The organism is Pseudoxanthomonas sp. X-1 (assembly GCF_020042665.1).
Classification (GTDB): Bacteria; Pseudomonadota; Gammaproteobacteria; order Xanthomonadales; family Xanthomonadaceae; genus Pseudoxanthomonas_A; species Pseudoxanthomonas_A spadix_A.
In genome coordinates, this window is the sequence record NZ_CP083376.1 from 383,656 (window position 1) to 407,090 (window position 23,435).

The window sequence follows — 23,435 nt, forward strand, 5'->3', positions numbered from 1 at the left end:
CAGCGCATCGCGCTGCTGAAATGCGCCATGCGCGCTAGAAGCGCCAGGTGTAGCGCAGGCTGGCCTGGTGCGCCGCCGCGCCGCCGCCGCTGGTCGCCGCATACGCCAGCGACAGTTCGCTGGCGCGCCCCAGCGCATAGTCCACGGCGAAGCGCCCGATCACCGCGTCGCGGCCCGTGCGCGGGGCCAGGACCTGGAAACGCGCGCCGCCGTCGAACTGCGCCTGCATGGACGAGACCGCATCGCCGCCGAAGCGGTGCCGCAGACCCAGTCGCGCATCGACGTGCAGACGCTGATCGGCCGAGGGCACGTCCAGGACCAGCCAGGCCCCGGCGGTGCCGGTCTTGCTGGTGCCGCTGGCCACGTGCAAGGCGGCGTTGCCGCCGTGTTCGTCGAAGGCATCGGTGCGGGCCTGCGCATGCGCCAGTTCCAGCTGCGCCCCCAGCACCGGCGTCAACGCCACTTTGGCGCTGGCGAAGCCCTGCCACAGCTGCGCGTCGTAGCCGGCGCGCAGGCGCTGGCTCTCCAGACCCTCGATGTAGACCGCGCGCCGGCTGTCCAGCCGATAGTCGGAGTAGGTCACGCCCGCGCGCAGCTCGAAGCGACCGGTCTGCACGCCGCCGTGCACGCCCAGATGCAGCCCGCGCGCATCCATCGAGGAGGCGCGTGCGTCGTTGCGCAGGCTGCCGTCGCTGTAGCCGGCCAGCGCGCCGAGGACGCCATGCTCGCCCAGCACCAGGTCGGCGCCGAACGCCAGGCCCTGATGGTCTTCCTTGACCTGCGCCGCGTTGCCGTCGCCGCTCAGATGGCCCCAGGCGCCCAGCGCCTGCGCCCAGACGCCGCTGCCGTCGGTGCGGCGCTCGTCCAGCGCCTGGCGCAGTTCGGCCGACTGCAGCAGCAGGCTGGCGCGCGTCTCGGCGTGGATTTCGCCGGACAGCGCGTCGAAGGCGGCGCGCGCCCTGGCCTGGTCCGGCAGGCTGGCTACCGCCTCGTACAAGGCCCCGCTGCCGACGCTTTCCACGCCACCGCCTGCGGCGCACTGGTTGCCGGTGGCCGCAACCTCGCAGAACGCCACCGCGTTGCGCGCCACCTGCAGCAGGACATCGTTGGCGCCGTAACGCAGCGACAGGTCGACGAAGGGCAGATCCTGGGTGAGCGCATCGAAGCGCCCGCTCACGCCGCCGGCGGCGCTGAGGATGTCGAAGGACGTGCCCGGCAGGTAAGTGCCCGCCGCCTTGCTCACGGCCACCGTACCGCCCTGCAGCGTCGCGGTGCCGGCCACCGCGATGCGGTCGCTGGCGCCGCTGGGATCGATCTCCACCGCATAGGTCGAGCCGGCCTGCTGCACATAGTTGCCGGTGACGCTCAGCGTGCCGATGGAATTGCCCGGCGCGATGGTCGCACCGGCCTGCACGGTGGTGGCACCGACGCTGCCGTTGCCCTGCAGGCGCGCACCGGAGCCGACCGCCAGCGTGCCGCCCAGGCGACCATCGACCGCCAGCGTGCCGCTGCGCACCTGGGTAGCGCCGCTGAAGGCGGACGAGTCGCCCGTCAGCCGCAGCGTGCCGCCGCCGGCCTGCGCCAGCGTGCCGGCGCCGCCGATCGCACCGGCGAAACTCACCGCGTCGCTGCGATTGAAAGCCAGCGTGCCGGCGTTGGCGACATTGCCGGCGATCACGCCGGCCGTGCCGCCATTGCCCACCTGCAGCGTCGCGCCGGACTGCACGGCCAATGCGCCGCCCAGCGCGCCATCGACTTCCAGCGTGCCGGCGCGCACCTGGGTGGTGCCGCTGAAGGCGGACGAGTCGCCCGTCAGCCGCAGCAGCCCGCCGCCGGCCTGCGCCAGCGTGCCGGCGCCGCTGATCGCGCCGGCGAAGTCCACCGCGTCGCTGCGATCGAACACCAGCGTCCCGGCGTTGCGCACGTCGCCAACGATCGCACCGGTGGTGCCGCCGTCGCCGATCTGCAGGGTGCCGTTGCGCACGACGGTGCCGTGTTGCCAACTGCCGTTGCCGGTCAGCACCAGCGTGCCCAGGTCGTCCTTCACCAGCGTGGCATCGCCGCGGACGTCGCTGGCGATGGTGGCGCTGGACGCCGCACCGTCCGCGCTGCCGTCGCCCACCCGCACCACCACCTCTGCGCCGAAACCCTCCAGGTGCAGTGCGGAACCCTGCAGCATCCAGCCGCTGCTGGCGAACTGCAGGCCGGTGGTCTCCACGTTGCCGTGGCTGTGATCCAGCGTCACCGTGCCCGCCGCGCCCTGGAACACCGCGAACAGCCCGTTCCACGTGCGCGGGTCGGTGCCCGCCGGATTGGTCCAGTTGGTGAGGTAGCCGACCCAGGTTCCGCTGCCGCCATGCACCTGGCCATCGGGGACGGTGGTGGTGCCGTTCCAGAAGCTCACGGTCTGGTCGTCGCCGCCGCTGACCACCAGGTTCACCTGCTTGTCGACGGAGGTCTGCAGCGCACCGCTGGTGCCATTGGGTAGCGCCCCCACGTCCAGGCCGTTGTCCGTCAGGGTGCCGCCGTAGTCGAACAGCCGGTACACGCCCTGGCCGAAGAGGCCGGCATCGGTGACCTGCAGGGCGCCATCCAGCGTCAGGTTGCCGCCCACGGCGAACAGCGCCTGGCTGTCCGGCGCGTACAGCGACGCCCGCACCACCGCGGTATCCCCCAGCAGCAGATCGCCATCGATGCGCAGCGTCGGCTCGCCCTGCATGCCCGACAGCGTGCCGCCGGCATTCACCGCCACGCTGCCGGACAGGCGCCCGTCGCCGCTCAGGATGCCGGTGCCGGAAACCAGGGCATTGCCGCCGAGCAGCGCATGCACGTTGAGCTCGCCGCCGGTGACGACAGCGTACCCACCGAAGTCCGGGCTGTCCTGGCTCAGCGAGGTGTAGCCGGCCAGCACGTCCACCCTGTCCACCTGGGAGAGGGACAGGTCGTAGCTCTTGATGTCGGTGTGATTGAACACCACACGTCCGCCGTGGACGGTGGTGCGGAAGGCGAGTTGGCCGCTGGTCTCGGGACCGTCCTCGATGGTGCCACCCAGATAAAGGATGCCCTCGTCGCTCTGGTCAAGCACGTCATCTGATGCATGCAGCGCGCCGCCGGTGACCTGCAGGATGCCCTCGTTGCTGAAGCCGCCGGGCAGGCGCAGGGAGCTGTTGTCGAACAGCTTGATCAGGCCCAGATTGCGCAGGGTGCCGGGGAAGGAGAACGACTCGCTCCCCTGCAGAAAAATCCTTGCTTCTTGCTGATTGATCACTTGGCCGGGGCCTGTGATCAGGTCGCTGGTGGTCATCTTCAGATCGGTCCAGTTTTCCAGCGTCGCGCCCGCTGCCACCGTGAACGTCCCCGCGAAGGTGGGGCCGCCCCCGCTGCCCAGCTGCAGCGTGCCGGCTTCCACCCGCGTGTCCCCCTTCCAGCTGCCACTGCCGGAGAGCACCAGCCGGCCCCGGTCGGTCTTGACCAGGGTGGCGTTGCCGGTCAGCGGCACTCCGATGTGCGCCGTCCACGCCGCGCCGGCCGCGGTGCCGTCGCCCACCCGGACCACCACATCCCCGCCCTGACCATCCAGCGTCAGCTGCCCGTCGCCGGATACCCACCACTCCCCGTCCATGAACTGCATCCCGGTGGTCTTCACCTCACCGTCGTCGCCGCTCACGGCGACGACCCCCGGGTTGGCCTGGAAGACCGCGGCGCGTCCGTTCCACGCCCGCGACTCGGTCCCGTTCGCGTTGGTCCAGTTGGTGCGCGTGCCGGCGCTCCAGGTGCCGTAGCCGCCGACCACCGTGCCGGTGGGCGAGAGCGTGTTGCCGTTCCAGAAGCTCAGCGAGGTGTCGCCGCCGGCCGGGTTCACCACCAGATTCACCTGGTGGGCGATGCTGTTCTGGACCTGGCTGACCAGGTTGCTGGGCAGGCCGTACACGTCCAGGCCGTTGTCGGTCAGCGCGCCGCCGTAGTCGATCAGACGGTAGACGCCGGTGCCCATGTCCTGCGTCGCGTTCAGCGCCAGGCCGCCGTCGAGGATCAGGTCGCCGCCCACGGTGAGCCGCGCCTGCGAGGCGGGCAGGTCGTTCGGTGCGCCGAGGATGGCGTTGAGGCGGCTGTTCGCGCCCAGCCGCAGTGCACCGCCGATATGGAACTGGCTGTCGCTGCCCCAGCCGAGCTGCAAGGCGCCGTCCTGCGCATCCACATCGCCCGCGACCGTGCCGGAACCGCCCAGATGACCGCCATTGGTCAGCGTCACCGTGCCTCCCAGCGCGCCGTCTTGCACCCAGAGGAAGCTGCCGCCTCCGTCCACCCGCGCGCTGCCGCCGAAGGTGGAATTGTCGCCACGCAGGGTCAGATCGCCGTTATTGACCTCCAGCGCCTGCATCTGTGCCAGCCGCAGGTCGGGGTCGAGGGAGGCGTTGACCACCAGGGTGCCGCCCTGCAGCGTGGTGGCCGCCAGCGTGCCGGCGCTGTTGCCCTGAAGATCGTCGATCTCATCGCCGATCACCACGCGCCCGGTCGCCGACTGCCGGAACACCGCCGTGCCATCGCCCGCCTGGAGGGTGCCGCCGTTGCGCAGCTGCACCGTGCCGTCGTTGACGAAGGTGTCCGGGAGCTGCAGGCCGCCGGTATCGATCTCGACGCGGCCGCGATTGGTCAGCGCGGCATCGAAGGCCGTGGTGCCGGGGATGGTCTTGCGGATCGTGCCGTCGTTGGTCACCGGCCCGCCGCCGAGCAGATCGCCGTTGGACACACCGATCAGCCCGCCCGTCGCGACATGGATGGACCCCGGGCCAGGCAGCCGGATGAGGCCGACCAGGTTCAGCGTCGCGCCGTTGCCGACCTCCAGGTCGCCCACGATGCTGGCGCCATTGGTGTAAAGCGTGCCGCCGTCCAGCGTCCAGCTGCCCACCAGATTCGCCGAGTTCCGCAGCCAGGCATCGCTGCCTACGAGCACCGCGCCGTTGCCCCAGAACAGGCCGCCATCGAGCATCAGGCTGGCATTGATGGCCGTGGTGGTGCCGCTGAAGGCCGCGCCGTTGGCGAAGGACACGATGCCCTGCGCGACGCCGGTATCGATCACGCTGCCGGCGTTGAATTCCGGCCCGCCCTGGCTGTCGCCGTCGAACTGCAGGGTGCCGGCCAGCACCCGCACCGTGCCGCTGTTGACGAAGTGCACCCCGCCGATATGCGCCGTGCCGGTGCCGGCGCTCTTCAGCAGCTCACCCTGGTTGTCGAACTGACCGCCGCTGTTGCTGTTGTCGCCGGTGATCGACACATCGCCCTGCAGGTCATAGGTGCCCTGGTTGGTCAGCACGCTGCCGGTGCTGCCGAACAGTAGGTTGCCGGCGGCGTGCGCGACGGTGGCGCCGCTGTCGATCAGCAGGTCCTGTCGTCCGTCGCAGTTGGGTCCGTTGGGCGCGCAGCCCAGCAGCTTGTCGGCGCCGCTGGTCAGCGTGAGCAGATCGCCCGCGGCCAGGGTGGGGGGCGCCACGCTGCTGGAGGTGGTGGGATCGCTGAAGGTGGTGTACCAGCCCGAGGCCCAGGTGTAGTCCGTGGCCGCAGCCGGGCCCGCCAGTCCGGCCAGGCTCAGCGCCACCAGGGACGCCAGCCGCGCGCGCCGCACGCTGGCGCCCCCCGCCGTCGCGCCGGTCCCGTGGCGGCAGGCCAGCTCGGAGGCCACCTGTGGCACGCCCAGGGCGCGGTTGAAGACAAGCCGGTAGACACGGTTCATGCGTTAGCCCCAGATGCAAGGAAGGAGTTCGAACCCTGCTATGCGCAGGACGGGGCCCGGGCAGGACATCGGCGGCGCACGCGCCGGGGCAGCGCCGCTGCGCGGCGGCTTGTGAGAGGATGCGGCCGGGACGATCCGCGCCGCCAAGGCCGGACATGGGGCACAAGCGAGGACAGGCATGGGGACCGACACGGTGCCGGTGACCGAACTGCTGCAACGCGCGCGGCAAGGCGATGCGGCCGCGGCCGATGCGGCGTTCGCCAGTGTGTATTCCGAACTCAAGCGCGTCGCGCATGCGCAGCTGCGGCGCGAGCGCGGCGGCGTGGATACGACGATGCTGGTGCACGAGGCCTACCTGAAGCTGGCCGGCGGCGCGGTGGTCTCGGCCAACGATCGAAGCCACCTGCTGGCCATCTCCGCCCGCGCCATGCGCCAGGTGCTGGTGGACCAGGCGCGCTCGGCCCACGCCGACAAGCGCGGCGGCGGACAGGCCCCGGTGACGCTGACCGCGCGCCTGGGCTCGGGCGAGCGCGCGATCGTGGAAGTGCTGGCGCTGGACGAGCTGTTGGGCGCGCTGCATGACGCCGACGCGCGCGCGGCGCAGATCGTCGAACTGCGCTACTTCGGCGGCTATGAGGAGACCGAGATCGCGCAGATGCTGGACATCAGCGTGCGCACGGTGCGCCGCGACTGGCGCGCGGCCCGCGCCTTCCTGCTGGCGGAGCTGGAGAAGTGAACGAGGCCGAACGTCGCCGGCGTGCGTTGGCGGCGTTCCGCGAGGTCGTCGACCTGCCCGTCGACCAGCGCGCGGCCTGGCTGGAACAGCACTGCGCGCATGATGCGCAGCTCATCGCGCAGGTGCTGGCCCTCCTTGCCGCCGACGACCGCGAAGGCGAGCCCTTCGACGGAGATGCCCGCATCTGGGGCCAGGCGTTGCACGTGAGCGAGGAGCACGAAGCGCACGATGCGATGCTGGGCCGGCAGCTCGGCGCCTGGCGCGTGCTGGACGTGCTGGGGCGCGGCGGCATGGGCGCGGTGTACCGGGTCGAACGCGACGATGGCGCCTACACGCAGCAGGCCGCGCTCAAGCTGATCCGTGCCAGCACCGATTCGCAGCCCGCGCGCGAACGCTTCCTGCGCGAACGCCAGATCCTGGCCGCGCTGCGCCATCACCACATCGCCACGCTGCTCGATGGCGGCATCTCCCCGCAGGGCGAGCCGTACTTCGTGATGGAGCTGATCGACGGCCAGCCCATCGACCGCTGGTGCGACGCGCACAACCTGGGGCTGCGCGAACGCGTGACGCTGTTCCTGCAGGTGCTCGACGCGGTGCGCTACGCGCATCGCAATCTGGTCGTGCATCGCGACCTCAAGCCCTCCAACCTGATGGTCGATGCGGAAGGACGCGTCAAGCTGCTGGATTTCGGCATCGCCAAGCAGCTGGAGGGCGGCGCCGTGACGGCCACGCACGACCGGGCCCTGACCTTCGAGTACGCCTCGCCCGAGCAGCTGCACGATGCGCCCATCACCACCGCCACCGATGTGTGGCAGCTGGGCGTGGTGCTGCATCGGCTGCTGTCCGGGTCGCATCCCTTCGGGCTGACCCGGGACACGCCGCTGGCCAGCCAGCTCCAGCACCTCGAGCGCGATCCCGAGCCGCTCACCCGCGCCGCCGCCAAGCTGCCGCCCGAGCAAGCGCTGCAGCGCGGCGGGCACACCCCTGCCTCACTGTCGCGCGCGCTGCGCGGCAGCCTGTCGGCGATCGTCCAGACCTGCCTGCGGCGCGATCCGGAGGCGCGCTACGCCACGGCCGACGCCTTGGCCAACGACCTGCAGGCCTGGCTGGACAGTCGACCGATCGCCGCCGTGCCGCTCAGACGCATGCAGCGCCTGCGGCTGTGGGGGCGCCGCAACCGTACGCTGGCCGCCGCGGTCGCGGCCGTCTCGCTCGCCCTGGTCGCGGGCACCGGGGTCGCGCTCTGGCAGGCGCACGAGGCCCGCGCCCAGGCGCGCATCGCCACGCGCGAAAGCGCTAGCGCGCGTGCAACGCTGGCCTTCCTGAGCGATACCCTCGCCGCCGCCGCGCCGGAGCAGGCCATGCGCCGTGATGTCAGCGTGCGCGAGCTGCTCGATCAGGCACGCAGGAAGCTCGATGAGAAAGCGCTGGAGCCACAGGTGCGCCAATCGGTGCAGCGCATGCTGGGCCGGCTCTACCAGTCGCTGGGGGACAACGTGTCCGCGGTCGCGTTACTGGAAGCCGGCACGCGCGGGGTCATACCGCGGCAACGCGAGGACGCGCTCACGCTGGCCGATGACCTGGTGGTGTACTCGGACGCGCTGAACAATCTCGAACGTCTGCCCGAGACCCTGAGCGTGGCCGAGCAGGCCGTCGCTTTGCGCGAGCGCTTCGCGCCGAACGATCCGGAGCAGCAACTGCGCGCGCTGGCTCATCTGACCCTGGGCCATTTGCAGAAGTACGGTGTGTTCTGGTGCCGCAAGCGCGCCGAATCTGCTCTGGCCCTGGCCAAGCGCATGCCCGCGCCCCCGGTGGATGTGGTGCTGGACGTGTACTCGGACCTCAGCGACATTGCCAGCCTGGAAGGCAACGGGACTGGTCTATTGAGTGCCAGTCGCGCGGGTCTGGCCTACGCCGATGCGAACAGGATCCCGCCTGCTTCGCCACTGCGGCAGACATTGACGAAGAACCTGATCAATGGCCTGCTCGCGCAGGGGCAGGTGATCGAGGCCGAACGGGTGACGCGCCAGGCCATCGACGTGGGCGAGCGGACCGGCGGTTTCGGCAGCGCCGCGGCCACGGTGCTTTACCAGGCGTTGGCTGACGCGCTCAACAAGCAGGGACGTTACGCGGAATCGTTACAGGCGCTGGAGCACAGCCTGCGCCTATCAAGCCAGGCAGGAGAGGGGCCGCGCAACCTGGGGATCGTGCTGGCCAATCTCGCCACCACCTCGCTGCAGCGCGGCGATGTCGCGGCGGCACTGCGGTTCGCCTCTGAGGGGATGGCGCGGATCGACCAGGCACAGGTGCCGGCCGATGATGCGTTTCGCCGTATGATCGAGCGCGTTCAGGCGCGCGCTCTGGTAGCCGACGGTCAGCTGCCGGAGGCGGGACAGCGTCTGAATGCGCTGCGCGCGCGTGCGCTGCGGCTCGACGGCCCCACCTCGGAGGAGTACGCCAACGTGCTGGGCGCCACGCTCGAATTACAGCAAGCCAAGGGCGATGTGGCGCGCGGCGTGCTCATGCTGGCGCAGTTGCGCGCGGTCCTGGTCCAGCGCGGTGTGCCGTCAGACCACCCCGACTTCGCCCGGCTCCTGGCGACCGAAGCCACCTTCGATCGTCTGCGTGGTGACACGCTGGCCGCTGAGCGCCACCAGCGCGCTGCGCTCGCGCAGCTGGATCGAGGCGCCAACGCCTGCGAGGCGGCCATCGCCAAGGCGCGGCTGGCCGACGATCTGGCTTCCCGCGATCCCGTACAGGCGAGCAGGCTGCTGGTAGAGGCGTTGCCGATTCTGCAACAGGCCTTGGTGCCGGCTGAGCGCAATCGCCACTCGGCTGAAACACTCGCGCTGCGACTTGCCAAGCCGCAACACGTCGCGCGTGCTTGAGTCCTGAATAATCGGGGTACGTCGGGAACGACGTCGCCCACGCTTTGACGCCATTGCAGAAAGCGTCTGGCCTGCCCACGACGAATATCGCGCTGGTCCGGGAGCTGCCGGCCGTGCCAAGCCGTCCTAGCGGTTGAGGCGGAAATCAATCTGATCAGTGGCTGGCCAGAGCCTTCTTGGTACTGGCGACAGGGGGTCTGCGTAGTGTCGCCAAGGTTTTTCCCCTTGGCGACAGGGTTACGCGCTCGGGCAGACTTCTACTAACGGTAGTTCTGCGCAATGGCCTTATGTACGCCGTCGCTGCCCTGTATCGATGCCTCTGGTGTAGAAGCCCCGAACAACCAACTCTGGATTCTCTCGATGAAGGAGAAACCTCCCGAGTTGTAAGACGTCTCCGCCGCGGCCGTCCCGTGAGCCGAGATGACGAGAAGCAGCAAAGCGATGGACTGTGCTTTCCTGTGCTTGATGATCTTCATGGCCGTGCACGACTCCTTGTGTGGTGGGTTGTCAGGAAGTTCTGACAAACCCATTTGATTGGATGATTTGCCGCCTGGCAAGACGTGTGTCGGGCTTGGGGGCCACTTCGCCGCCGGCGCGCCAGGGTGGGCCGGCGAGGGAGCCCGGGCGTGCAGGCGCGGCATCGGGCAGCCTCGTGGCCAGTCGCCCGTCCTCGCACACCGCGCTGCGGTCGCCCGGCGGCGCAACCGTGGGACCGTCCAGGCGGTCCGGGCGCGCATCACTGGAAAGCTCAAGCGACGCCGGCGTCGACGATGCGACGGGAGGCGCCCGGTATCATGCGGCCGTTGTGCTGGTCCCCCCGCGGCGCCAGATCGCCCCCCTCTTCGTTGCGAGTCGCCCTTGTCCAGTCCCAGCCACGTTGCCGATACCCCGATCACCACGCTGTCTCAGCTGGTCGATTACGCCGCGTCCGGGGCGCGGCCGCGCGAGGCGTGGCGCATCGGCACCGAGCACGAGAAGTTCGGCTTCCGCACCGATGATCTGCGCCCGCCCACCTTCGAGGGCGAGCGCGGCATCGAAGCGCTGCTGGTCGGGCTGACGCGCTTCGGCTGGCAGCCGGTGCAGGAAGACAGCCGCACCATCGCGCTGCTGCGCGACGGCGCCTCGGTCACGCTGGAGCCGGCCGGCCAGCTCGAGCTCTCGGGCGCGGCGCTGGAGACGATCCACGAAACCAGCGACGAGCTGACCGCGCATCTGGCCGAAGTGCGCCAGGTCGCCGACGAGCTGCGCCTGGGCTTCCTGGGCATGGGCTTCCAGCCCAAGTGGACGCGCGCGGACATGCCGTGGATGCCCAAGGGCCGCTACCAGATCATGAAGTCCTACATGCCCAAGGTCGGCAAGCTCGGCCTGGACATGATGACCCGCACCTGCACCGTCCAGGTCAACCTGGACTACGGTAGCGAGGCGGACATGGTCAAGAAGTTCCGCGTGTCGCTGGCGCTGCAGCCGATCGCCACGGCGCTGTTCGCCGATTCGCCGTTCACCGACGGCGCGCCCAACGGCTACCAGAGCTACCGTTCGCATATCTGGACCGATACCGATGGCGACCGCACCGGCATGCTGGATTTCGTGTTCGAGGATGGCTTCGGCTTCGAGCGCTATGTCGACTATTTGCTCGACGTGCCGATGTACTTCTCCTACCGCGACGGCATCTACCACGACGCCTCCGGCCAGAGCTTCCGCGACTTCCTCAAGGGCCGCCTGCCGGTGCTGCCCGGTGCGCTGCCCACGCTGCGCGACTGGTCCGATCACATGACCACCGCCTTCCCGGAGGTGCGCATGAAGAAGTATCTGGAGATGCGCGGTGCCGATGCCGGTACGCCCGATCGTCTGGCCGCGTTGCCGGCCTTCTGGGTGGGCCTGCTGTACGACGATGCGGCGCTGGATGCGGCCTGGGACCTGGTGCGCGACTTCACCGGCGAGGAGCGCCACGCCCTGCGCGACGGCGTACCGCGGCATGGCCTGCGCCTGCCGTTCCGTGGCGGCAGCGTGCGCGACCTGGCGCGGCGCGCGCTGGAGATCGCCCACGCCGGCCTGGCCCGGCGCGCCCGCCTGCACCAAGGTCGCGACGAGACCGGCTTCCTCGATCCGCTGCACGCCATCGTCGATTCGGGCGTGAGCGCGGCCGACGCCAAGCTGGCGTTGTACGAGGGCGCATGGGGCCGCAGCGTGGACCCGGTCTTCGGCGAATTCGCCTACCGCTGAGCGCTTCGCGCGCCGGGCCGCAAGCCTGCGCGCTGGCTTGCGAACCCCTGATGGCTGCGTGGGCGTGCTTCAGCGCGGGAGCCTGTCGGTCAGCGCCTTCAACAGTCGCTTGGCCTTGTCGACCTTCTGCTCGGGTGCGGGCGGGGTGTCGGCGTCACGCGCGGGCTCGACCGCCGCGGCCGGCTGCGCCCGGGCGGCACGCGCTTCCTCCTCCAGCCGGGCCCGCTCGGCCCTGCCGGCCTCCAGGTCCGCGCGGCTGGGCTGCCAGGGCACCATGACGGTCGGCCCGGTGTTGCCACCCTCCATCGTATTGTTGCGGTCGTCGTTGCCCTTGCCGCATTCGACGTTGCCGCCCATGACCCATTTGACACGGCCAGGCTGTGCTGCCACCCGGTCCAGGTGAGCCTGGTAGGCCATCTCGATTTCCTGGGTCGACATGCCAGCGGTGTCCTTGAAGTGCGCAACGAGGCGCGTGTTGTCTATCTTCTTGCCCAGGCACCAGCCTTCGGCGTGGGCGGCGGCGGGCAGGCCGGCGGCGAGCGGCAATAGGACCAGCATCAGGTGTCGAGGTCGCATGGGCATTTCTCCGATGGTGTTGAAGCTCGAGTGAGCGGCGGGTCCGGCCGCTGCGGGTGAAGTCGGCGTGGCGAGGCCGCGTGCCGGGCAAGCGTGGGCACGGCCTGTTCAACCGCTCGAAGCGGCGGCGCATTGCGGTTCGCGCACCATCGGGATGCCGGGGCTGGCGCCGCCACAGGCCTTGCCGCCCGGGCCGGTGGCGCAGCCGGCGGCCTGGGTCTGGATCACCGCGGTATCGCCTTCGGTTTCGATGGTGTAGCTGCCGCCGTAGTCGGCCTTGATCGGGCCGATGGTCGTCAGCCAGCGATAGCGGCCGTGGCGGTCGTCGGTGGGCGTGAACTGCATCGAGACATTCGCCCGGCTGCAGTCGCCACCGGTGCCACGGATCGCGAACGGCTTGGTCAGGTCGCAGACCCGCGCATCGCCCTGGATGGCGGGGCAGCCCGGCAGCATGGTGATCCGCCAGCCGCCCTGCAGGGTGTCGAAGTTCAGCGTGGCCTTGCCCACGCCGCGCTTGCTGCGGGCCTCGAAGACGATGCTGGCGCGCTGGTCGCGCTGGTCCGGGTTGGCATAGTCGAACTGCGCATCGGCCTTGACCTTGCCGGTGGGGTTGAGCGTGCTGCCACCGCTCAGCGTGGCGGCGACGGTGCCGCGCGCGGGTGCGCCGTCGGCCTTGGCGCGTGGCATGGCCCTGAGGGTGTAGGCGGTGTTGGGTCGCGCGCCGGTGCGCTTGGCCGGGTCGCTGGTGACCTCGAGTTTCACACAGCGCCCGGACTCCCACGGCGCGCTGCGCAACGCCATCTCAGACATCAGGTGCATGAAGAGCTGTGCGCCCTGCAGCAGATCCTGTGCCCGTGCGACCTCTTCCGGATGGAAGAGGCTGAAGCCCTGCTCACCATGGTTGGCGAAGGTTTCCTTTCCGTCGCGTCCCAGGCCCAGACTGACGTCGGCCGACTGGGTGGCGCCGTGCTCGCTGCCGCTCATGCGGATGTCCAGATGCGTGGCGCCGCCGTCCTGGGCGTCGATCAGGTGGGCATCGTCGTCCAGCCAGCGTTCCAGGATGAAGTGCGCGGTGACGGCGCCGCCGATGTCCGGCTTGCCGGTGAGCGCCATCTTCGAGTCCACGTCCATGGTCATGCTCACCCTGCCCTCGCGGTCCGGACAGGTGTCCATGCGCGTGCGCACTTTCAGCGCGCCGCTGACGCCGTGTTCGTTCACGGCGTACTCGATGGTCTGTTCGACGGCCGTGTCGGTCACGGTCACCCCCATGCCGCCCTGGTCGTTCCTGCCCAGCTCGATGGGGCCCGCCTTGACCAGTTCGGCCAGGCGCTCGTCGGAGGTCCCACTGACCAGTTCGGCGGACATGCTGCTGACCAGGCTGCCGCCGAACACGCCCATGCCCAATCCCACGAAGCCGGAGGACATGCCTTCTCCGGTGAAGGCGACCGGCTGCAGCCCCGGTGGATGCGCGGCCAGCGCTTCGGCGCGCTGCTGGTAGGCGTGGCCCAGCGCCTGCAGGGCTTCCAGCGCCTGCGGCTGCCCGCCCAGCGCATCGACCATGCCGGTGGCCTGCATCAGCCGGTAGTGCAGCACGTAGTCGATCGGTGCCACCCGGCGCGCGTTGGCCACCGGTCCCTCGGCCTTGAGGCGATCCAGCTGCGCCTGGTCGATCCTGGCGGCAGGCTTGGGCTGCGCTCCATCCTGCCTGCCGTCCGCCGGCGCGCGGCCGCACCCCAGCGGGAGCAGGAGCAGCGCCAGCAGGCCGAGCGCATGCAGCGCTTGCCGGAGCGGTCGGTGCGGCGGGGCAGCGAAGGACATGGCGCTGTCGCAGATCGGGACGGTTCCCTGGCAATGCGCAGGATCCGCCCGGGACAGGACATCGGGGCGTCTTCCCACCCCTGGCGTCGGACGACGGGAAGGTGCCTCGTTTCCGCCAACGGGATCCGTCGTTCCCGCGGGCGCGGGAATCCCTGGACGTTGGAACCGATGGCGAAAGCCCCTGGGTTCCCGCTTCCGCAGGAACGACGATGGGCTCAGGGGCGCATCAGCGCGCTGGCGCCCGGGCGCGACGCGTCAGGCTGTATCGGCGCTGCCCGCCGCTTCGACATCCAGGCCGGCACGATGGGCGCGGCCCCGCACGCCCGCCGCGTCCCTCGTCACGCTACGCGTCGTCGCGCGCACGCGGCAGCGTCACCCAGGCCTGCAGGCCGCCCTGGTCCAGGTTGGCCAGGCCGATCTCGCCGCCATGGCGCAGCACGATCGCGCGGGCGGCGGCCAGGCCCAGGCCGATGCCGCCGGTTTCCTTGTTGCGCGAGTTCTCGCCGCGGAAGAAGGGCATGAACAGCTTGTCGCCCAGCTCCATGTCGATCCCGGGCCCGTCGTCCTCGATCTCCAACAGGGCGTGGCCGTCGATGGCGCGGACCTTGACCCGCGCGCGCGTGCCGTACTTGACTGCGTTGCCGATCAGGTTGCCGACCACCCGCCGCAGCGCCAGCGGATCGGCATCGATCATCACGCTCTGGCTGTCGGGCGTCAGGGACACGTCCTGGCCGATGTCGGCCGCGTCGTCGACCACGCTCTCGACCAGGTCGCGGAAGTCCAGCCGTTCGCGCGGCCCGCGGAAGGACTGGTCGCGCAGGAACTCCAGCGCGACGGTGATCATGTGCTTCATCTCGTCGATGTCGGCCGCGGCGCGTTCGCGCAGCGGCGAGTCGATGTCGTCCAGGCGGAAGGCCAGGCGCGCCAGCGGCGTGCGCAGGTCGTGCGCGATCGCGCCGACCATGTGCGTGCGCTCGGCGACCATGCGGTTCAGGCGCGCCTGCATGGCGTTGAACGAATCGGTGGCCTGCAGGATCTCGGCCGGGCCGCGCCGCTCCAGCGGGGGCGCGTCCGGATCGCGGCCCAGGCGGTCGGCCGCGGCGGCGAAGTCGCGGATCGGCTTGGACAACGCGCGCGAGAACCACCACGCCAGCGGCAGCATGAGCAGCAGTCCCAGCGAGAACAGCGCCAGCAGCTGCAGCTTGAAGGCGGTGGACAGGGTGCGCCCGGCATAGCGCACCACGCGCCAGTGGCCGTCGTCCTGCTGGGCCGCGGCGATGAAGCCGTTCTCCAGCCCGGCGCCGAAGCGCAGCACCAGCGGCCCTTCGCGCTCGCGCGTCAGGCCCGTGCTCTGGGTGGGCTGGCCGGACGCCGGCGCGATGTCGTCCTGGGAGACGGCCTCCGGCGGCAGCGAGGCGACGAACGGTCCGGCGGTCATGCCCGGGATCGTGGCCACGCCGCGCCGGCGCATCCACGCCGGCTCCTGGCCCATCGACAGCGGCACCATGCCGTCGTTCAAGCGCTCCTGTTCGCCGCGGGCCACGTCGTGGTGCGGGCGATAGACGCGGATCTGGCCCAGGTCCTGGCGCAGCCAGCCCGCCAGCACGCGGCGCATGAAGGGGTCTTCGCGGTTCATGCCGGCCGAAGGCGCCGGCGCCTCGCGCTCGTCGGTGACCGAGACGTTGGGACTGCTGGCCGGCATGCGCGTGGACAGCAGCGCGACCAGCTCGGGCAGCTGCACCGGCGGGTTGTAGACGGGGGTGCGCAGGAACAGCACCGCCAGGCCGATGCACTGGGCCAGCACCAGCGCTGCCGCAAGCAGCAGGAAGGTCCGGGAAAAGATCGAGCGGCCGGAGCGGCCTCCGGCCGCTGACCTCACAGGCGCGTGACCGCCGGCAGCAGCATGTAGCCTTCGTTGCGCACCGTGCGGATCAGCTCGGCGTGGCCGCGGCCGTTGATCTTGCGACGCAGGCGGCTGACCTGGCTGTCGATGGCGCGGTCGAACACCTCGGTGCCGCGGCCGCGCGCCATGTCCAGCAGCTGGTCGCGGCTGAGCACGCGCTGGGGATGTTCGACGAAGGTGCGCAGCAGCGAGAACTCGCCGTCGGACAGGGTGATGTAGGTGCCGCTGGGATCGCGCAGGTCGCGGCGCACCGCGTCCAGGCGCCAGCCGCCGAACTCGTACTGACTGCCGCGCGTTTCCGGTGCCGAGCCGAAGGCCTTCTGCCGGCGCAGCAGGGCGCGGACGCGGGCCAGCAGTTCGCGCGGGTTGCAGGGCTTGGCCAGGTAGTCGTCGGCGCCGACCTCCAGCCCGACGATGCGGTCGGTGTCGTTGCCCAGCGCGCTGAGCATCAGCACCGCCGGGCCGTTGCCGGTGTTGAGCCGGCGCGCCACGCTCAGGCCATCCTCGCCGGGCATCATCACGTCCAGGATGATCAGGTCGGGGCGCCCGGATTCCAGCGTCTCCCACATCTCCTTGGCGCTGTCGGCCTCGTCCACCAGATAACCGTGGCCGATCAGGAAATCGACAGTGAGACGGCGCAGGTCCGGATCGTCGTCGACAACCAGGATGCGGAATTCGGGGTCCATATCGGCAAGGATGGCGTTCATGAGCGCTTGAATACTGCGCCAGTTTAGGTCGCGTTTGTCAGTCGTGCCATCCGCCGCCACGTCCCAGGTTGCGTTCAGCCGGCGGTGGCGCAGCGCCCGCTGTCCGGGCTTTCGGGTGGGTTTTTCGGCCTGCCGCGATCCTTGAAAGCCCGCCCTCCCGCGCTGTCATCACCCGGCATGTGTCGCGCACATGGCGGGTCGTGCGCGAGCTCGGGCTTGCAGCATCGGGCGCGGGTCTGGATACTATCCCCCAGTATCCGCGAGAGGCTGCCATGCCGCATTCGGTGACGGAAAAGAAGCGTGTGCTCAGCCGCCTGCGCCGCATCCGCGGCCAGACCGAGGCGCTGGAGCGCGCGCTGGAAGCCGGCGCCGACTGCGGCCCGGTGCTGCAGCAGATCGCGGCCATCCGCGGCGCGGTCAACGGCCTGATGTCCGAGGTCATGGAGGCCCACATCCGCGAGACCTTCGGCCAGCCGGCCGGTGACGACACCCAGCGCGAGGCGCGCGTGGCCGAGATGACCGGCCTGGTGCGCTCGTACCTCAAGTAAACCGGGTGCGCCACGCTCCGCTTTTTTTTCTTAGTGCTTAAGGAGACTTCCGCCATGAAATCCCGTGCCGCCGTCGCATTCGGTCCCGGCCAGCCGCTGAAGATCGTCGAGATCGACGTCGCCCCGCCCAAGGCCGGCGAGGTGCTGGTGAAGATCACCCACACCGGCGTGTGCCACACCGATGCCTTCACCCTGAGCGGCGATGACCCGGAAGGCCTGTTCCCGGCGGTGCTGGGCCACGAGGGTGCCGGCATCGTGGTCGAGGTCGGCGAGGGCGTGACCAGCGTGGCGCCGGGCGACCACGTGATCCCGCTGTACACCGCCGAGTGCGGCCAGTGCCTGTTCTGCAAGAGCGGCAAGACCAACCTGTGCGTGTCCGTGCGCGCCACCCAGGGCAAGGGCGTGATGCCCGACGGCACCAGCCGCTTCAGCTACGAGGGGCAGCCGATCTATCACTACATGGGTTGCTCGACCTTCAGCGAGTACACCGTGGTGGCCGAGGTCTCGCTGGCCAAGGTCAACCCCGAGGCCAACCCGGAGCATGTGTGCCTGCTCGGCTGCGGTGTCACCACCGGCATCGGCGCCGTGCACAACACGGCCAAGGTGGCCGAGGGCGATTCGGTCGCGGTGTTCGGGCTGGGCGGCATCGGCCTGGCGGTCATCCAGGGCGCGCGCCAGGCCAAGGCCGGTCGCATCATCGCGGTGGACACCAACCCGTCCAAGTTCGAACTGGCGCGCGAGTTCGGCGCCACCGACTGCGTCAACCCGAAGGACTACGACAAGCCGATCCAGCAGGTGATCGTGGAGATGACCGGCTGGGGCGTGGACCATTCCTTCGAGTGCATCGGCAACGTCAACGTGATGCGCGCGGCGCTGGAATGCGCGCACCGCGGCTGGGGCCAGAGCGTGATCATCGGCGTGGCCGGCGCGGGCCAGGAGATCAGCACGCGGCCGTTCCAGCTGGTCACCGGACGCAAGTGGCTGGGCACCGCCTTCGGCGGGGTCAAGGGCCGCACGCAGCTGCCGGGCATGGTCGAGGATGCGATGAAGGGCGAGATCCAGCTGGCCCCGTTCGTGACCCACACCATGCCGCTGGAGGACATCAACGAGGCCTTCCACCTGATGCACGAAGGCAAGTCGATCCGCTCGGTCATCCATTACTGAAGCCGCCGCCATGGAACGCATCGAACACCGCGCCTGCTTCGGCGGCTGGCAGGACGTCTACCGGCACAGTTCGCAGGTGCTGGGTTGCCAGATGAACTTCGCCGTCTACCTGCCGCCGCGGGCGCAGGCCGGCGCGAAGCTGCCGGTGCTGTACTGGCTCTCGGGCCTGACCTGCACCGAACAGAACTTCATCACCAAGGCCGGCGCGCAGCGCTACGCGGCCGAACATGGGGTGATCGTCGTCGCGCCGGACACCAGTCCGCGCGGCGACGAGGTGGCCGATGCCGAGGGCTACGACCTGGGCAAGGGCGCGGGCTTCTACGTCAACGCCACCCAGCAGCCGTGGGCGACGCATTACCGCATGGACGACTACATCGTGGAGGAGTTGCCGGCGCTGATCGAGGCGAACTTCCCCGTGAGCGACGCGCGTTCGATCTTCGGGCATTCGATGGGCGGCCACGGCGCGCTGGCGATCGCCCTGCGCAATCCGCAGCGCTATCGCAGCGTGTCGGCGTTCTCGCCGATCGTCGCGCCGACGCAGGTGCCATGGGGGCAGAAGGCCTTCGCCGCCTACCTGGGCGATGACCGCGAGGCTTGGAAGGCCTACGACGCCACCGAGCTGGTGAAGAGCTCGGCGCCGCGGTTGCCGCTGCTGATCGACCAGGGTGATGCCGACGAGTTCCTGGAGGGCCAGCTCAAGCCGCAGCTGTTCGCACAGGCCGCGGCCGAGGTCGGCTACCCGATCACGCTGCGGATGCAGCCCGGCTACGACCACAGCTACTACTTCATGGCCAGCTTCATCGGCGAGCACATCGCCTTCCACGCCGCCGCGCTGCGCGCCTGAGGCCGCACGAGCACGCGCGGCCTCAGGTCTGCGCCCTCCGCGTGCGGAGGGCCAGGCCGATCGCCACGCCCGCGCCGCACGCCGCAGACAATGTGGCCAGCGCGAAGATCGCCGCATAGCCCAGGTACGTGGCCACGATGCCGGCCAGCGGCCCGGTGATCGCATAGGCGATGTCCTGGAACGCCGCATAGCCGCCCAGCGCGGTGGCGCGCATCTGCGCCGGCACGCGCTGCACCACCACCACGCCCAGCGCCGGGAACACCAGCGAACAGCCCATGCCGGCGACGAAGGCGCCCGCCAAGGCGAGCGCAGGCGAGGTCGCCAGCGCAAGCAGTGCCAGTCCGACGCCCTCGCCAATCATCGAGACCGCCGCCACGCGCGCGCCGCCGAAGCGGTCGATGCTGCGCGCCAGGACCAGCCGCGACAGGACGAATCCGCCGCCGAAGGCGCTCAACGCCCACGCGGCCCCGCGCCAGTGCTGGTCATTGAAGTACAGCACGGCGAAGGTGCTGATGGAGGCGAAGCCCACGCCCTGCAGCGCCAGTCCCACCGCCGGCAATGCGATGCGGCCCAGCACGTCGCGCAGCGGCAGGCGCGCGCCGGCGACCGGCTGCGGCGCGGGCACCCTGGCGGTCATCGCCCACGCCAGCAGCGGCACCAGCAGGCAGGCGCTGGCCACGGCGGTGAAACCCCACGATTGCGCCATCGCCACGCCGATCGGCGCGCCGACGGCCAGCGAGGCGAAGATCGCCAGCCCGACCCAGGTCATGACCCGTCCGGCGCGCGGCTGGCCGACCGTGCCGATGCCCCAGGCCAGCATGCCGGTGACCAGCAGGCTCTCGCCCATGCCGGTCGCCAGCCTGCCGAGGATCAGCAGGGACAAGGCGGCGCCGGGTAGCGCGGCGGCCAGCAGGTAGGTAGCGCCCGACGCGGCCAGCAGCACGCAACCGCGGCGCATGGCCCGGGCCGGGCCGCGGGTGTCGGCGATGCGGCCGGCGAGGCCGCGCGTCAGCACGGTGGCGACGAACTGCACACCGATCACGCAGCCGACCACCAGGTTGGACTGCTGCAGCGTGTCGCGGACGAACACCGGCAGCACCGGCAGCGGGACGGCGATGCTCAGATAGGCGATGAAGGTCGCCAGGCACAGGCGTGTCAGGCGCCAGGTGGCCGTGCGGTCGGAAGGAAGTGCATTCATGGACAGGTCTCGGGATGTAAGCCGGTGGCCGGTCGTGCCCGAGAACGAACCCGCGCGCGACCTGCGTCCGGAGAGAAGGACGGGGTGCGCGTTGGTTGACGTGAACGCTTACGCGGCAGGCGTCAGCCTGTCGAAAATCGCGCGCTAGCCTAGCGCAGCCCGTCTGGCTTGGGCAACGCACAAGGCTGCCTACGGCCGCCGGTAGCCGCCCTCCAGGCCGCGCGCGGACAGCACCAGCTGCCACAGCTGCAGGTCGCGCGCGCGGAAGGCGCCGGCGCAGGACAGCAGGTAGTAGCGCCACATGCGACCGAAGCGCTCGCCCAGCGCCTCGGCGAACCGCGGCCAGGCGCGGGCGAAGTTGGCGTGCCAGGCCATCAGCGTGCGGTCGTAATCGGCGCCGAAGTTGTGCACGTCCTCGATCACGAACCGCCCCTCGCAGGCGGTGCCGATCTGCTGCAGCGTCGGGATCTCGCCGTTGGGGAAGATGTAGCGATGCGTCCACGGATCGGTCGCGCCGGCCACGGTCTTGCCGATGGTGTGCAGCAGGAACAGGCCATCGGGCGCCAGGCAGCGCGCCGCCACGTCCATGAAGGTGGCGTAGTTGCGGTGGCCGACATGCTCGAACATGCCGATGCTGGCGATACGGTCGAAGCGTCCGTCCAGGTCGCGATAGTCCTGCAGCCGCACTTCGATCGGCAGGTCCGGATAGCGCTGCTGGACCCAGGCCGCCTGCTCGCGCGAGATGGTCACCCCGACGCATTCCACGCCGTAATGCCGCGCGGCATAGGCCATGAAGCTGCCCCAGCCGCAGCCGATGTCGAGCACGCGCATGCCCGGCTGCAGGCCCAGCTTGCGGCAGACCAGATCCAGCTTGGCTTCTTGCGCCTCATCCAGCGTCTGCGCGTGCTCCCAGTAGCCGCAGGTGTAGGTCATGCGCGCATCGAGCATGGCCGCGTAGAAGTCGTTGCCCAGGTCGTAGTGCGCCTCGCCGACGTGCCAGGCGCGACGCGCGGTCTGCAGGTTGATCAGACGGGCACGCAGGTGATGGCCCAGCAGCTGCAGCGGCCGGACCTGGCGGGGCAGGTCGGCGCGCAGCACGCGGTGGAAGAGTTCGTCCAGCCGGTCGCATTCCCAGTGCCCGTCCATGTAGGCCTCGCCCAGGCCCAGGTTGCCCTGGGCGAATACGCGCGCCGGCACGTCGGGATGCAGCAGGCGCAGGTCCCAGGGGCGATGGCCATCCAGCCTGACGTCCGCCGCTTGCAGCAGCGCGGCCAGCTTGTCGTAGAGCGCGTCGTGGCGCTGGACGGGGGCCTGACCGCTATCGAAGGTGAGCATGCACGCATCTCCACGGAAACTTCGGGTTCGCGCGTGGCAGGCGTGGACGTCGGGCCGCGGGGCCCTGGCGATCCCGCGTCGTCAGGACACGGACCGAATGGCGCGGTGGCGGGCGCAGGCGCCGGCAGCGCCGGCGCCCGGCGCGCGCGTCGCGTCAGGAACGCCTAGCTTGCGCCTGACGGCGTGGTCATGTCGTGGACAGTTCGGCGCGGCCGGTTCAACGCTGCGTTCCGGGGGGCGGGCTGCCGTCGGGTGTGTGCGAGGACCCAGCGTTCGGGGTCCCGCGTGGCTCCATGCGTTCGCGTTGCGACCGATCTGGGGGAGGAACGCCTTGCGGCCCCCTGTTTCAACGCGCCGATCCGCTCTGCCTGGCCGCCAGCTTGCCGAGCTGGCGCATCGCCTGATCCAGGCGCGCATCCCATGGCATGCCGCAGCTCAGGCGCACGCAGTCGCCGTAGTCGCCGCGGCTGGAGAACAGCACGCCCGGTGAGACGCCGATGCCCGCAGCCAATGCAGCATCGAACAGCGCCAGGCCGTCGCCGCCGGCGGGCAGCTGCAGCCACAGCGACAGCCCGCCGGCCGGCGCGCTGCAGCGCGTGCCGGCGGGCCAGTGGCGGGCCACGGCATCGCGCATGCGCTGGCCGTTATCGGCCACGGCGCGCCGCAGGCGCCGCAGGTGGCGTTCCAGCCCGTGGCGCGCCAGGTAGTCGGCCACCGCCAGCTGCGGCAGGCTGGCATTGCTGGAGCTGGAAAAGTACTTGGCCCGGCCCAGCGCCTCGGTCCAGGCGGCGCCGGCCAGCCAGCCCACGCGCAGCCCCGGCGCCAGCGTCTTGGAGAACGAGCCGCAGGTGATGACGTTGCCGCCCGTGTCCCAGTGGCGCAGCGGCAGCGGGCGCTGGCCCGACCACGCCAGCTCGCCGTACACGTCGTCCTCGATCACCACGGTGCCGTGCCGCGCGCAGCTGGCCAGCAGCGCCTGCTTGTCGGCATCGCAGGTCAGGCTGCCGCTGGGGTTGCTGAAGTTGGGCACCAGGATCGCCGCGCGCACCGCGGTCTGCTGCAACAGGCGGTCCAGCCGCGCCACATCGATGCCCTGGCCGAGCCGGTTGGGTACTTCCAGCACCTTCAGTCCCAGTGCGGCAACCGTCTGCAGGATGCCGTAGTAGGTCGGCGTCTCGACCAGGACCACGTCGCCGGGCGAGGTGGCCACGCGCAGGGCCAGGCTGAGCGCCTCGGTCGCCCCGGCGGTCACCACGACCTCATCGGCCTGCATCGGCGTGCCGGTCTGCTCATAGCGCAGCGCGATCTGCCGGCGCAGCGCCGGGTCACCCTGGGGCGGGGCGTACTCCAGCGCCGCCGCGGGCCGCCGCCGCGTGGTGCGGGCGAGGGCGGCGCTCAGGGCCGCCTGCGGCAGCAGGGAAGGGTCGGCCACCGCCGCGTGCAAGGGGAACAGTCCAGGGCGCTGCGGGAGTTCCAGCAGCCGCTGGAGCGCCGGGTTCGCCACCTCGCCCGGCGCGCGCCGGCGCGGCGTCGGCAGCGCGGGAAGGACGGAGGGCGCGGCATGGACGAAATAGCCCGAACGCGGGCGCGCCTGCACCAGGCCTTCGCGCTCCAGCTGCAGGCAGGCCTGGACGGCAGTGGCCGCGCTGATCTGGTGCGCCTGGGCGAGCTGCCGCACCGACGGCAGGCGTTCCCCCGCGCGCAGCGTGCCCTGGGCGATCTGCCGGCGCAGGCCGTCGGCGATGGTTTCGTAGAGCAGCATGG

General features: G+C 70.5%; 15 protein-coding genes. 6 read left to right on the forward strand and 9 right to left on the reverse strand.

Features of this window, described 5'->3' with window-relative positions; translation table 11 throughout:
* Positions 1 to 34: 34 nt before the first annotated feature.
* Entirely contained in the window at positions 35 to 5,731 is a 5,697-nt protein-coding gene (locus LAJ50_RS01695) for an autotransporter domain-containing protein (RefSeq protein WP_138652682.1), read from the reverse strand.
* Positions 5,732 to 5,909: 178 nt separating this feature from the next.
* Here LAJ50_RS01695 and LAJ50_RS01700 point away from each other — a divergent pair, with 178 nt between their 5' ends.
* On the forward strand, positions 5,910 to 6,467 hold the full coding sequence (locus tag LAJ50_RS01700; RefSeq protein ID WP_130525185.1) for an ECF-type sigma factor: 558 nt from the start codon (positions 5,910 to 5,912) through the stop codon (positions 6,465 to 6,467).
* Entirely contained in the window at positions 6,464 to 9,355 is a 2,892-nt protein-coding gene (locus LAJ50_RS01705; protein ID WP_138652680.1) for a serine/threonine-protein kinase, read from the forward strand. The genes LAJ50_RS01700 and LAJ50_RS01705 overlap by 4 nt, the downstream gene beginning before the upstream one ends.
* A 260-nt stretch (positions 9,356 to 9,615) precedes the next feature.
* On the opposite strand, the gene LAJ50_RS01710 is transcribed toward LAJ50_RS01705, so the two are convergent.
* A complete protein-coding gene (locus LAJ50_RS01710; protein WP_130551120.1) occupies positions 9,616 to 9,831 on the reverse strand; it encodes a hypothetical protein in 216 nt (71 codons plus the stop codon).
* A gap of 382 nt (positions 9,832 to 10,213) precedes the next feature.
* Between LAJ50_RS01710 and LAJ50_RS01715 the strand changes: the two genes are divergently transcribed.
* On the forward strand, positions 10,214 to 11,578 hold the full coding sequence (locus tag LAJ50_RS01715) for a glutamate--cysteine ligase (protein ID WP_138652678.1): 1,365 nt from the start codon (positions 10,214 to 10,216) through the stop codon (positions 11,576 to 11,578).
* Between the two features lie 69 nt (positions 11,579 to 11,647).
* Here the strand turns inward: LAJ50_RS01715 and LAJ50_RS01720 are convergent, their stop codons facing one another.
* The 4 genes from LAJ50_RS01720 to LAJ50_RS01735 all read right to left on the reverse strand — a co-directional run bounded on the left by LAJ50_RS01720 (position 11,648) and on the right by LAJ50_RS01735 (position 16,561).
* Positions 11,648 to 12,154, reverse strand: coding sequence for a hypothetical protein (locus LAJ50_RS01720; RefSeq protein WP_171044578.1), 507 nt, complete (start codon positions 12,152 to 12,154; stop codon positions 11,648 to 11,650).
* 108 nt (positions 12,155 to 12,262) lie between these two features.
* Positions 12,263 to 13,972 (reverse strand): hypothetical protein, encoded by a 1,710-nt coding sequence (locus tag LAJ50_RS01725; protein ID WP_138652674.1) that lies wholly within the window; start codon positions 13,970 to 13,972, stop codon positions 12,263 to 12,265.
* 343 nt (positions 13,973 to 14,315) lie between these two features.
* Entirely contained in the window at positions 14,316 to 15,851 is a 1,536-nt protein-coding gene (locus LAJ50_RS01730) for an ATP-binding protein (protein ID WP_138652672.1), read from the reverse strand.
* Positions 15,848 to 16,561, reverse strand: a complete 714-nt coding sequence (locus LAJ50_RS01735) for a response regulator (RefSeq protein WP_130521739.1) — start codon at positions 16,559 to 16,561, stop codon at positions 15,848 to 15,850. The genes LAJ50_RS01730 and LAJ50_RS01735 overlap by 4 nt, the downstream gene beginning before the upstream one ends.
* Before the next feature lie 293 nt (positions 16,562 to 16,854).
* Between LAJ50_RS01735 and LAJ50_RS01740 the strand changes: the two genes are divergently transcribed.
* The 3 genes from LAJ50_RS01740 to fghA are packed head-to-tail and all read left to right on the forward strand — an operon-like array spanning position 16,855 to position 19,138.
* Entirely contained in the window at positions 16,855 to 17,130 is a 276-nt protein-coding gene (locus LAJ50_RS01740) for a metal/formaldehyde-sensitive transcriptional repressor (protein ID WP_138652670.1), read from the forward strand.
* 54 nt (positions 17,131 to 17,184) lie between these two features.
* Positions 17,185 to 18,294, forward strand: coding sequence for an S-(hydroxymethyl)glutathione dehydrogenase/class III alcohol dehydrogenase (locus tag LAJ50_RS01745; protein ID WP_138652668.1), 1,110 nt, complete (start codon positions 17,185 to 17,187; stop codon positions 18,292 to 18,294).
* Between the two features lie 10 nt (positions 18,295 to 18,304).
* Entirely contained in the window at positions 18,305 to 19,138 is an 834-nt protein-coding gene (gene fghA / locus LAJ50_RS01750) for an S-formylglutathione hydrolase (protein ID WP_138652666.1), read from the forward strand.
* 22 nt (positions 19,139 to 19,160) lie between these two features.
* Here fghA and LAJ50_RS01755 read toward each other — a convergent pair whose 3' ends face one another.
* The 3 genes from LAJ50_RS01755 to LAJ50_RS01765 form a co-directional block, all read right to left on the reverse strand.
* Complete coding sequence (locus LAJ50_RS01755; protein ID WP_138652664.1) at positions 19,161 to 20,336, reverse strand: arabinose transporter; 1,176 nt, start codon at positions 20,334 to 20,336, stop codon at positions 19,161 to 19,163.
* Between the two features lie 189 nt (positions 20,337 to 20,525).
* Positions 20,526 to 21,671 carry a cyclopropane fatty acyl phospholipid synthase gene (gene cfa, locus LAJ50_RS01760; protein ID WP_138652662.1) on the reverse strand — a complete coding sequence of 382 codons (1,146 nt, stop codon included), beginning with the start codon at positions 21,669 to 21,671 and terminating at the stop codon, positions 20,526 to 20,528.
* Positions 21,672 to 22,017: 346 nt separating this feature from the next.
* Positions 22,018 to 23,433, reverse strand: coding sequence for a PLP-dependent aminotransferase family protein (locus LAJ50_RS01765; protein ID WP_130551110.1), 1,416 nt, complete (start codon positions 23,431 to 23,433; stop codon positions 22,018 to 22,020).
* Positions 23,434 to 23,435: the final 2 nt, after the last annotated feature.

Bases quoted from the DNA above. Each gene is read 5' to 3' on its own strand.
- LAJ50_RS01700 (WP_130525185.1), top strand. From the start codon at position 5,910: ATGGGGACCGACACGGTGCCGGTGACCGAACTGCTGCAACGCGCGCGG.
- LAJ50_RS01740 (WP_138652670.1), top strand. From the start codon at position 16,855: ATGCCGCATTCGGTGACGGAAAAGAAGCGTGTGCTCAGCCGCCTGCGC.
- LAJ50_RS01710 (WP_130551120.1), bottom strand. From the start codon at position 9,831: ATGAAGATCATCAAGCACAGGAAAGCACAGTCCATCGCTTTGCTGCTT.
- LAJ50_RS01695 (WP_138652682.1), bottom strand. From the start codon at position 5,731: ATGAACCGTGTCTACCGGCTTGTCTTCAACCGCGCCCTGGGCGTGCCA.
- LAJ50_RS01755 (WP_138652664.1), bottom strand. From the start codon at position 20,336: ATGAATGCACTTCCTTCCGACCGCACGGCCACCTGGCGCCTGACACGC.
- LAJ50_RS01725 (WP_138652674.1), bottom strand. From the start codon at position 13,972: ATGTCCTTCGCTGCCCCGCCGCACCGACCGCTCCGGCAAGCGCTGCAT.
- LAJ50_RS01765 (WP_130551110.1), bottom strand. From the start codon at position 23,433: ATGCTGCTCTACGAAACCATCGCCGACGGCCTGCGCCGGCAGATCGCC.
- cfa (WP_138652662.1), bottom strand. From the start codon at position 21,671: ATGCTCACCTTCGATAGCGGTCAGGCCCCCGTCCAGCGCCACGACGCG.
- fghA (WP_138652666.1), top strand. From the start codon at position 18,305: ATGGAACGCATCGAACACCGCGCCTGCTTCGGCGGCTGGCAGGACGTC.
- LAJ50_RS01720 (WP_171044578.1), bottom strand. From the start codon at position 12,154: ATGCGACCTCGACACCTGATGCTGGTCCTATTGCCGCTCGCCGCCGGC.
- LAJ50_RS01745 (WP_138652668.1), top strand. From the start codon at position 17,185: ATGAAATCCCGTGCCGCCGTCGCATTCGGTCCCGGCCAGCCGCTGAAG.
- LAJ50_RS01735 (WP_130521739.1), bottom strand. From the start codon at position 16,561: ATGGACCCCGAATTCCGCATCCTGGTTGTCGACGACGATCCGGACCTG.